Here is an 11,609-nt window from a genome sequence, read left to right as displayed (position 1 = left end):
GATGAACGCACTCAGCAGCAATCCGCTTGCAGACGCCGCTTTGGCCTGCGGCCAGTCCGAACCGCATCCCGCGCTAGGCGAATGCCTGCGCCGTTGGGCACATCTGCATGCGTCCCGCACCGCGTTGGTGGACGAAGACAGCCGGATGTCGTTCGCCGACCTGGACCGCCGCGTGGACCGGCTGGCTGCCGGCCTGCATGCGGTGGGACTGCGCAGCGGCGACCGCGCGATGCTGCAACTGCCCAACGGCATGGGATTTGTCACGGTCTGCTTCGCCCTGCTGCGCCTGGGCGTGATTCCAGTGTTGGCGATGCCCACCCAGCGCGCGCACGACATCGACGCGCTGTGCCGCCTGGCCGAGCCGGCAGCCTATTTCGTGCCGGACCAGCTCGGCGGTTTCGACTACCGGCCGCTGGCCGCGCAGATGACGCAGGCGCACCCCTGCCTGCGCGCGGTGGTCATCGATGGCGAGCCCGGCCCACAGGCTCCCGGCACCTACGCGCTCGCCAGCCTGGATGGCGAACCACGGCCATGGCCGGTGCCTGCGCCTGGCGACACCGCGTTGCTGTTGCTGTCGGGCGGGACCACCGGCGTGCCCAAGCTGATTGCGCGCACCCATCGCGATTACGCCTACAACTTCAGCGCCTCGGCCGAACTCTGCGGGCTGGACGAGACCACCGTGTACCTGGCGGTGCTGCCGATCGCGCATAACTTCACCCTGGCCTGCCCCGGCATCCTCGGCACGCTGGCGCGTGGCGGCACCGTGGTGCTGTCGCGCAGTGCCAGCTGCGACGAGGCGATGCCGCTGATCGAACGCGAACGCGTCACCCATGTGGCGCTGGTACCGCCGCTGGCGCAGCTGTGGGTGCAGGCCCGCGACTGGGAGGACAGCGACCTGTCCAGCCTGCGCCTGGTCCAGATCGGCGGCTCGCGGCTGGATCCGGCACTGGCACGGCGCGTCCACGACGCACTGGGTCCGCTGCAACAGGTGTTCGGCATGGCCGAAGGGCTGCTGTGCTACACCCGGCTCGACGATCCGGTCGACACCATCCTGCACACCCAGGGACGCCCGCTGTCGCCGCAGGACCAGATCCGTGTCGTCGACGAGCACGAGCAACAGGTGCCGCCGGGCGAGGTGGGGCAACTGCTCACCCGCGGCCCCTACACCATCGGCAGCTATTACCGCGCCACCGAACAGCATGCCGGCAGCTTCACCCGCGATGGCTATTACCGCACCGGCGATCTGGTGCGCCAGGACCCGGCCGGCAACCTGATCGTGGAAGGCCGCCTCAAGGAGCAGATCCAGCGCGGCGGCGAGAAGATCTCCACCGCCGAGGTCGAGTTCGCACTCGGCCAGCTGGCCGGTGTGGGGGCAGCGGTGGTCGTGGGGGTACCCGACGCAGTGCTGGGCGAGCGAATCTGCGCCTTCGTGCAGCCCAGCGACAACGGCATCGACACCGCCAGCCTGCGCCAGGCGCTGCGCGCGCAAGGCCTGAGCGCCTTCAAACTGCCCGACCAATCCGAGACGATCGCCGCCTGGCCACTGACCCCGGTGGGCAAGATCGACAAGCAGCGGCTGATCGCAATCGCCCAGCAGCGCCGCGCCAGCGCGTCCGAAGCAGCGCCGCCGCCCGCCGCGCGCTACGCCGAACGCCGCATCGCAGTGACCACTGCGCCACTGGAGCTGGCCACGCGGCTGGCCGCCACGGTGGAGTCGCAGCACTACACGCTGTACGAACGCGGCGACGAATGCAGCATCGGCCTGGATGCGCTGTTGCAGGTGGTGATCGAGCCGGATGGAACCGTGCGCCGCAGCGACGCTGCGCTCGGCCCGGCGTCCTCGCCATGCGCGGGCGTCGCCCAGGCGCTCGCCGGGATTCCGTTCGAAGGCTGGCGCGCCTATGGCCGCGCCGATTTCGAATTGGCCCACCTGATATATGGCCTTGGCGGCAGCCAGGGCAGCCGGCCATTGCTGACATTGTCCATTCCCCGCGCCGAAATCCGCTTGCGCCCCGGCCAGGCGCTGCTGCGTGCGCTGAGTTCGGCCGATCTGGATCAACTGCAGGCGCACGTGCTCGCCCAGGATGCCGCCAGCGAGCCGCCGGCTGGCCAAGCTGTCCAGATCCCCGTGGACACGCACGCGGGCGACGAGCACCGCTACAAGCAGCACGTCGCCGCTGCCCTTGCCGAGATGCATGCGCAGGCCTACCAGAAGGTCATTCTGTCGCGCACCGTCGACGCACCGGCCGACCTCGATATGGTGGCCAGCTATCGGGCAGGCCGCCGCTGCAACACGCCGGCACGCTCCTTCCTGCTGCGCGACGGCGACGTCCAGGCGTATGGATTCAGCCCCGAGACGGTGGTGGAAATCGATGCCCTGGGCCGGGTCTCCACCCAACCGCTGGCCGGCACCCGCGCACTGTGCGGCGACTCGGCAGAGAACGAACGGCTACGCCGCGAGCTGCTCGCCGACCCCAAGGAAATCGCCGAACACGCCGTCTCGGTGAAGCTCGCCTTGCAGGAAATGGCGCTCATCTGCAGCCCCGATTCGCTGGGCGTGAGCGAGTTCATGGAGGTCTCTTGCCGAGGCAGTGTGCAACACCTGGCCTCGCGGGTCAGCGGCCAGCTGGCATCGGGCCGCGATGCCTGGAGTGCCTTCGAAACGCTGTTCCCGGCGGTGACCGCATCCGGCATCCCCAAACGCGAGGCGCTGGACAGCATCCGACGCCACGAACCGGCGCCGCGCGGGCTCTACAGCGGCTGCGTCCTGCTGGTCGATAGCGACGGCGCGATGGACGCCGCACTGGTCCTGCGCGCGGTTTACCGACACGGCGAGCGCTGCTGGCTGCAGGCCGGCGCCGGCCTGGTGCCCTCCTCCACCCCGGAACGGGAATGGACCGAAACCTGCGAAAAACTGGCCTCGGTGGCTTGCCATCTACGTCGACGTCCCCGCCCCGACGACGCCGCCTGACATCCCCCGCACCGCGCCAGCACGACTTCGCACACACGCCTGCCTTCCCCCGCGCCGATCGCCGCACATCACCGCTCACCAGGATCCCCCATGACAGACAACCTCGCCGCATCCCAGGACGCCTACACCCAGTCCGCCGAGTGGTACGACATCCTGTCCGAACAACATTGGAAAGCGCGCCACGCGTCGGTGTCCGGTGCCCTGCGCGCCGCTTGCCCCGACGCACGCCTCGTGCTCGACATCGGTACCGGCACCGGCATGGCGCTCAAGCTCATCGCCGACGCCTTGCCACTGGCCGACATCCACGCCATAGAACCCTCCGCCTCGATGCGCGTAGGGCTGATGGCGCGCATCCTGGCCGACGCCCAACTGCGCAGCCGGGTCACCGTGCACCCCACCGACATCGCCCAGGCCCCGTTGCCTGCCAGCATCGATGTGGCGCTGGCCTGCGGATGCATCGGCTTCTTCGACCCGCCCACGCGGCGCGCGCTCTGGCCACGACTGGCAGCAGCGCTGGCACCGGCAGGCGTGGTGCTGGTGGACGTGATGCCGCTGGACCGGCCGCAATCCATCCCCGAGTCGCAGGTGGCCGACGTCCAGGTGGGACGGCACCGTTACCAGATCTGGCTCAGTGGGCAACCCGCCGAAGCGGACCCGGAGCTGATCCGCTGGCGGACGCGCTTTGGTCAAAGCGACGGCGATACGCAGCTGCGTAGCTTTGCGATCGAGCGCGAATGGCGGGCGTTCGGCCTGGACACCGTCTTGGACGAAGCCGCCGCAGCCGGCTTCACGGCAGAGCGGCTGGCCGACAGCCCGGTTCCTGCCGCGCTGCTGCGGCTGACATAGGCGTGCAGTCACGCCCTGGCCGATGGTGCGGATGCCGTCGGCAACGCGTTCGCACGGTCCGGCACGCGTTGCGCGCGCTGCAGACCTGAAGCGGCGGTTGCACGCGCGGAATTCCTACGCGAGGCAAGCCCCTGCCGACCACACTTAACCGTGACGGACATCAATTGTTATGTTAAAACATAACATTATCTTCACCTGGCGATTGCGGCCCGACATCGACTTCATCAATGACCATCAAGCCCCTGTGCTGCGTACCGACACCTCGTTCGCGTGAGTGGAGGTGCCGGCGTTGCGCTGCCGGCCCGCGCGGACCGGCACGCGACTTCGGCACTCCAGCGCTGCGCGGGTGATCGCCCACTTGTACTGACGGCACCGGGCCTTTGCGGGCACTGGCTGCAGCGACGTATGCGCATCCCGCTGCCACCGGCGACGGCATGCAACGCCACACACGACCACCTGACTGGCGCAGCACCAAATCCGGACCGACATCGCCTACGCATCGCCCGCAGGCACTGCCGCAGCAAGTCGCCGGTGCTGCGCCTCTTCCACATTCACAGCCCCCATTCTTCAAGGCACTGGACGCGTATGACCGCCACCTCCGGCTTACTGATCGAAGGCTTGAGCAAGACCTACCGCAACGGCGTCCACGCGCTCGCCGGAGTGGACCTGCATGTGCAATCGGGCATGTATGGGCTGCTCGGGCCCAACGGCGCCGGCAAAAGCAGCCTGATGCGAACCCTGGCCACCTTGCAGACGCCCGACGGCGGCCGGATTCAGCTCGATGGTGTGGACGTGCTCGCCGACCCGGACCACCTGCGCCGCCGCCTGGGCTATCTGCCGCAGCACATTGGCGCCTATCCCGGCATGTCCGCGCGCACGCTGCTGGATAGGTTCGCCTGGCTCAAGGGACGCACCGACCGAGGCGAGCGCCGCGACGAAGTGCACGGCCTGCTGGAGAAGGTCAATCTGGCCCAGGCCGCCGACCGCGAAGTCGCCAGCTATTCCGGCGGAATGCTGCGCCGCTTCGGCATCGCGCTGGCACTGGTGGGCGCGCCACGTCTGCTGATCGTCGACGAACCCACCGCCGGGCTGGATCCGGCCGAGCGCAATCGCTTCCATCATGTACTGGCCGAGGTGGCGGCCGACGCAATCGTGCTGCTGTCCACCCACATCGTCGAGGACGTGGAAAACCTCTGCCGGCGCCTGGCGATCCTGGCGGCCGGGCGCATCGTCGCCGAAGGCACCCCGGCCGAGCTGATCGCGCCCTATTGCGGTCGCCTGTGGCACTGCGTGGTGCCGCGCAGTCAGCCATTGCCGCCCCATCTGCACGCCACCGCCAGCCCCGAGGGCTCGCACGTGATCGTACTGGCGCAGCAAGCGCCGGACCCACGCTTCGTGCCGCACCTGCCGCGCCTGGAAGACGTGTATTACGCCGCGTTGGCGCAGGCGCACGCCAACGCCGCGGAGGCGGCATGAGCGCAGCGCAGCTGCTGCTGCAGGAAGCGCGCGCGGAGCTGCGCGCCGGGTTGCGCAGCGGCATCGTCGGGCTGGTCTTTGTCGGCCTGACCGGCTATCTGCTGATGTGCCTGACCAATGCCGATTACGTGCAGCAGATGGGCGGCACCGACATTCCGCGCAACGCCCCCAGCCTGATCTACCTGATGTCCACCGGCTGCATGTTCTTCCTGTTCTTCGCCTGGGCCTGGGTGTTTGCGCAACCGCTGCTGCGCGACCGCCAGGCCGATCTGCATGAAGTGGTGTTGTCGCTGCCGGTCTGCCTGCCGGCGTTGCTGTGGGGACGCTTCATTGGCGCCGCGCTGGTCGGCGCGCTGCTGGCCAGTGCGCTGATCGTGGGTTTCATCGCCGCCCCGGTACTGGGCTGGCTGGGCCTGGTGCCAGCCGGCTCGATCGCGGCCCCGCCATGGCGCGCATTGCTGTTCGCCTGGGGCTGGCTGTTGCTGCCGGCCGGCACCGGCATCGGCGCGCTGTACTACCTGATCACCCTGCGCACCCGCAGCGTGGCCGGCGCCTTCGGTCTGTCGGCGCTGTTGATGTTGCTGTGGATGTTCGCGGTGGTGGTGCTCAAAGGCGGCGACATCAATCCGCTGTTGGCGGCAGTGCTGGATCCGTCGCTGTTCACCTTTGCGCATACCCGCATCGAGGCCTGGACGCCTCTGCAGAAATCCACCGCGTTGCTGCCGATGACGCCGGGGTTCGTGCTCAATCGCGCAGTGTGGGGTGCACTGCCGCTGGCGCTGCTGGCCTGGGCGCTGCATGGCGTCCGACGCGAATCGATGGTGCTGGAGGCGGCGGCACCGCTTGCTGCGGCTGCGGTACCCGCCGCGGCGGCCACCCAGACGCCGGCCGTGCAGCGGTCACTGGCGCCGGTTGCTGCCTCGCACTGGGGGAGCGCGCTGTGGCTGGAAACCTATTGGCAGCTACGTCAACTCGCACGCAGCCGTGGCTGGTGGGCCGGCATGACCGTCCTGGCCGCGATGTGCGTACTCAGCGCATTCGTCCACGGCATCTGGCATGCCGACGGCCCGCTGCTGCCACGACCGGACCTGCTGCTGCCGCTGCTCAAGGACGCCACCTATCTGGTGATCGCGTTCCTGATCGCCGCCTTGACCGGCTGGGTCTGGCGACGCGACCAGGTCGATGGTTTCGACAGCATGTTCGATGCGCTCCCTGCGCCGGTCTGGCTGCGTCCGTTCGCGCGCGCCCTGGCGGTGATCGCCATGACCGTGCTGCTGTCGCTGCTGCCGGGTGCCGCCGCCGTGCTGGTCACCGCGCTGGCCTTGCCTGCGGCCCTGGACCTGAGCGATGCCCTGCTCTATCAGCTGCTGGTGATGGCGCCGCCGCTGCTCGAGCTGGGCCTAGTGAGCTTTTTGGTACATGCGCTGTGCCGCCGGGCCGGTGTCGCCTACAGCCTGTCGATGCTGCTGACCTTCATCCTGGTGGTGAACCATGAGCTGGGGATGGCGGACTACCCGCTGTACCAGGTCGGCATTCCGGTCCATCTGCAGCTGTCGGGGCTGAGCGGCTGGGCACCCTGGCGCGCGTACCTGCTCGCCCTGGACGGCTACAAGCTGGCGCTGTGCGCGTCGTTGGTGGCCGCTGCTGTGCTGGTGCTGCCACGCGGTGTCGACAGCCGGTTGCGCCAGGGCGCCAGGCACATCGGCAACCGCTTGCGCGGACCGGTGGGCGTGCTCGCCAGCGTTGCGCTGGTCGGTCTGCTGGCGCTGGGTACGCTGCTGAATGCACAGCTGATCGGCCATGGCGGCTATCGGCCGTTGGCGCTCATCCAGCGCGAGGACGCCGCCTGGGAACGGCGCTGGCTGGCCGACGCCAGTGCTTACACGGTCGCCGGCGGCGACCTGCGCCTGCAGCTCGATCCAGCCGCCGAGCGCCTGCAGGGAGCGTGGACGCTGCACGGCGTGCGTGCGGCCACCGGCAGCCTGCATGCCGAACTGCCGAACGGGTTCGTCCTGCAAGCCGCCACGGTCGACGGCCGCCGCGTGAGCGCCGAGGTGGCCTACGCGCATCTGGTCGTGCCGCTCGGCGCCTGCGCCACCCGTGCCCCCGGCTGTACGCTACGACTGCAGTGGTCGCTCGCGCCCAACGGATGGTCGGCCGAAGGCCAGCCGGCATGGCTGGGTCACGCTGGGTTCTGGTTACGTGCCCAGGACGCTGCGCCGCGCCTGGGGCTGGATCCGGATCGGGTGCTCAGAAACGCCGGCGATCGGCGTCGCTACGGCCTGGGTGCGCTTGCCGTCCTGCCGCCCGATGCCGCATCGGTCGCCAGCGACGCGATCGCCCCGCGCGGCACATGGCGCTGGTCGTTGCAACGCGGCGGCGCCGTCTCCACTGCCGTCACCCATGGCCGGACGCAGGGGCCGTTGACGTTCGCAGTGGCGTGGGCGGCTGATCCGCACCAGACCCTGGTGGGTCCATTGCGGATCGTCCACGACCGCTGGCGCGCCGACAGCGCACCCGGTATCGGCACCGACGTGCAGGCCATGCAGGCCTGCGTGCAGCGGCGACTGGGACACGTCGGCGTGGTGCAGGAGATCGCGCAGTGGCCGCGCGGCCTGGGCGAACCACGTCTGCTCGGCACCACCCTGGTGTTGCCGGAAGCGCCCAGCTGGGACGTGGCCGATCTAGGCGTTGGCCGCTCGCTGCGGCGCGCGCGCATCGCCTCGGCACTGGCACGGCAAGCGCTGGCCAACGCGGCCGATCTGCGCCAGGGCCGCAGCGCCGCCTGGCTGGGCGACGGCGTAGCCGGTGCGCTCGGCCTGCTGTGTGTTGGCGATGTCGATGGGCTGGCCGCCTTGCAGCAGGCACTCATCCGCAGCTCGGACACCACCGCACGCGTGCTGGCCGACAGCGATGTCCCGGTCGGCGCCTTGACCCTGGCGCGCAGTTCCGGCTGGGCGCAGCACTACGCCGCATTGGCGGCGTTGGACTGGACCGCGCGCCAGCGTCCGCAGGATTTCGACAACGTGACCCGCCAGCTCGCCGCACGGGTGCCGTTGGCCGACGCACTGGCCGCACACGCCGGGCCGCAGGCCGCCGCAGAACAACTGGGCGCACCGCTGGCCTCGCAGCTGTCACTGCAGCGCGATCGCGCCGGCACCCGCATCGACGCCAGCCGCTGGCGCTGGCACGGCGGCGGCTGGAAACCTGCAACCGACAGCGTCCCGCATTACCGCCTGCTGACGCGTCGCGACGGGGTCGTGCGCTTGCAGGCCGCGCCTTCCAGTTACACGCGTTATCCACCCGACAGCGACGGACTGCTGCTCGACGCCTGGCCGTCCTATCAGCGCAACCCGCAACAGCTGCTGCTGCATCCCGAGACGGCCAGCGCGCCACCGCCCTGATCGCGCGATGCCCGCCAACCGTGGCGCTGCAGCAGCGCCAGCCGCCTCTCCTGTTCGCCTTTGCCCATCCAAGGATTCTCCATGCCGTCCACCGTATTACTTGCCGCTCGCGGCAGATCGCGTCACCGCGCCGACGCGCTCGCCGTGGCCATCGTCCTGGCCCTGCTGCCGGTCGCCGCGCTCGCCGACTCCGCCAACGACGATGCCAAACAGGCCACCGACCTGCCCACCGTCAGCGTCAGTGCGCGGCTGGCCGACGAAAGCGCCAAGGATGTGCCGTTCGGCCTCAGCGTGACGCGTCGCAGCGATATCGAGGCCGGGCGCCTGCTCAACATCAAGGAGGTGCTGCGCAACACGCCCGGTGTGGACGTCAGTTCGTACGGTGGCAGCAACGACGGCAATGTCCGCATCCGCGGCGTCGGCTCGCTCAATCAGGTCAGCATGGACGACGGCTCGGTTGTGTTGAATGTCGATGGCGTGGCGATCTCGATGCGCCACGCCGCGCTGGCGACCTTCGATGTCGAGCAGGTCGAAGTGCTCAAGGGGCCGCAAGGCACCTTGTTCGGCCGCAACAGCGAAGCCGGCGCCATCAATGTGACCAGTCGCCGGCCAACCCGCGACCGCGAAGGCTATGTGCGCGTGGAAGCCGGCGAGCAGGGCCAGCAGTTGCAGGAGGCCGCGCTTGGCGGCGCGCTGTCCGAGCATCTGTCCGGGCGCATCGCGGTGCGTCACAGCGGCTACGACGCCTGGGTGGACAACGCACAGGACGGCCGCCCACTGGTCGAACCCAGCGAAACTGCGCTGCGCGGCAGCCTGCTATGGGAGCTCGCCGACAGCACCAAGGTGCTGCTGATCCTCGAAGGCCAGAACACCCGCCATGAGGTGGCCCAGGAGGTGCTGCGTCCGTTCGGCGAGCAGCCCAGCCTGGACCTGACGCCCGGCGTGTTCGATGGCAACCGCAAGCAGATGCGGCGCTACTCGCTGCAGATCGACCATGACCTGGACAACAGCCGCATCACCTCGATCACCGCGCAGACCCGTGCCGACTTCACCGGCGGCAAGGGGTACGACCGCCGTCTCACCCAGGCCCTGTTCGGCTCGGCGTTCGAGTATCTGGCCACCGACTTCTCCGAAGAACGCGTCAACAGCCAGGACCTGCGTTGGTCCTCGTTGCCGCAGGCGCAGGTGTTCTGGGTAACCGGGGTGAACCTGCTGCATTCGCAACGCAGTTTCGACTCGCTGTTTGCAAGCACCGGCAACCAGCAGCAGCGCGACTTCGGCACCGACAGCTACGCGCTGTACGGCGAGGCCACGCTGCCGTTGGGTGAGGCGTTCAAGCTCACCGGCGGGTTGCGCTACTCGCGCGATCGCAAGACCTACCGCGGGCTGTATGGCGTCGGCGGCAGCGCTGTCGGCGACAGCCGCCGGGTTGGCGACGATTACCTGACCGGCCGCACCGCGCTGTCCTACGCCTGGACCGAGACCACCAACCTCTACGCGGTGTACGCACGCGGGTACAAATCGCAGGGGTTCAACGACTACGCGACCCAGCCGATCGACAGCCGGCCCTATCGCGCCGCCACCGTGAACAGCAGCGAGATCGGCTTCAAGCATGCCTCCGCAGACCAACGTTTCTCGCTGGACGGCGCGGTGTACTTGAACCAGGTCCACGACGACCATCTGCTTGGCTATGACGTCGCTACGCTGGCGGTCAGCACGGTCAATGCGGACACCCGCAGCAAGGGCGCCGAACTGCAGGGCAACTGGCACCTGCCGAGCGGCTGGACGCTCGGCGCCGGCCTCAGCTACATCGATGCCAACATCACCAGCACCGCCATTGGCGTCTCCGGTGGCGATGTCGCCGCCGGCAACCGTGTCTCCGATGTTCCGCACCTGAGCGGCAATCTCAGTCTTGCCTACCACCGCGAACTGGCCCAGTTCTGGGGCCTGGCAGCGCCCGCGCTGAATGCACGTCTGGGCTACCGCGGCGTCGGCAATCGCCCGGCCAATCCGCAAAACAACTTCGACCTGGCCGGTTACCAGAAAATCGACCTGCGCATCGGCCTGGAAAACGGCAACGCCGAGCTGTATGCCTGGGCCGACAATCTCGGCGACGACCGCTACGACCTATACGGCAACTACGCGGCTCCAGGCGTCATCACCGGCTTGCCGGCGCGCGGCCGCACGTTGGGGCTGGGGTTCCAATACGCTTTCTGAGCGCACGCCACTTACACCTACGCCGCCACACGGCGCGTTCCATCTCGCTGCGATTGGGCAAGGTCTTCAGGTCGTAGGTGACCTGCAGTGCTAGCGCGGCGACTTGTTCCCTTCTCCCATCGGGAAAAGGTGGCGCGTAGCGCCGGATGAGGGTACGTGTGCCGCAATAACACTGGCCAACCGTACCCTCACCCCAACCCCTCTCCCGGGGGGAGAGGGGCTTCAGGCGACTGGCGTTATCGATGCGCTCATCTCGCCTGAGTCACAGCAACGAAGTACCGAGGCGGCAGCGTGGCCGGGGATCGGCGGAGAGCGGCACACGGATGTGCCGCGCGGCGAGTCAGACAGGATGTCTGACCGAGCCGAGGAGCCGATCCCCGGCCGCGCTGCCGCCCCTTACCGAAGCTAGTACCGACAGGCGTAGTGCTTCGCCGTACCCTCACCCCAACCCCTCTCCCGGGGGGAGAGGGGCTTCAGGCGACTGGCGTTATCGATGCACTCATCTCGACTGAGTCACAGCAACGAAGTACCGAGGCGGCAGCGTGGCCGGGGATCGGCGGAGAGCGGCACATGGATGTGCCGCGCGGCGAGTCAGACAGGATGTCTGACCGAGCCGAGGAGCCGATCCCCGGCCGCGCTGCCGCCCCTTACCGAAGCTAGTACCGACAGGCGTAGTGCTTCGCCGTACCCTCACC

The 11,609-nt window shown here is 68.8% G+C and carries 5 protein-coding genes; all 5 read left to right on the top strand.

The genetic code is table 11. From position 1 onward, the window contains the following. Nucleotide 1 precedes the first annotated feature (1 nt). Complete coding sequence (locus NYR97_RS18925) at nucleotides 2-2,971, top strand: salicylate synthase (protein WP_316695259.1); 2,970 nt, start codon at nucleotides 2-4, stop codon at nucleotides 2,969-2,971. 90 nt (nucleotides 2,972-3,061) lie between these two features. Continuing rightward, nucleotides 3,062-3,817 carry a class I SAM-dependent methyltransferase gene (locus tag NYR97_RS18920; RefSeq protein ID WP_316695258.1) on the top strand — a complete coding sequence of 252 codons (756 nt, stop codon included), beginning with the start codon at nucleotides 3,062-3,064 and terminating at the stop codon, nucleotides 3,815-3,817. Nucleotides 3,818-4,402: 585 nt separating this feature from the next. Then, a complete protein-coding gene (locus tag NYR97_RS18915; RefSeq protein ID WP_316695257.1) occupies nucleotides 4,403-5,293 on the top strand; it encodes an ABC transporter ATP-binding protein in 891 nt (296 codons plus the stop codon). Further along, nucleotides 5,290-8,697 carry a hypothetical protein gene (locus NYR97_RS18910; RefSeq protein WP_316695256.1) on the top strand — a complete coding sequence of 1,136 codons (3,408 nt, stop codon included), beginning with the start codon at nucleotides 5,290-5,292 and terminating at the stop codon, nucleotides 8,695-8,697. The genes NYR97_RS18915 and NYR97_RS18910 overlap by 4 nt, the downstream gene beginning before the upstream one ends. An 81-nt stretch (nucleotides 8,698-8,778) precedes the next feature. After that, on the top strand, nucleotides 8,779-10,914 hold the full coding sequence (locus NYR97_RS18905) for a TonB-dependent receptor (protein ID WP_316695255.1): 2,136 nt from the start codon (nucleotides 8,779-8,781) through the stop codon (nucleotides 10,912-10,914). The last annotated feature ends 695 nt before the right edge of the window (nucleotides 10,915-11,609 follow it).

The organism is Xanthomonas hydrangeae (assembly GCF_032697525.1).
Taxonomy (GTDB): Bacteria; Pseudomonadota; Gammaproteobacteria; order Xanthomonadales; family Xanthomonadaceae; genus Xanthomonas; species Xanthomonas hydrangeae.
This window is presented reverse-complemented; position numbering and strand designations above follow the sequence as displayed.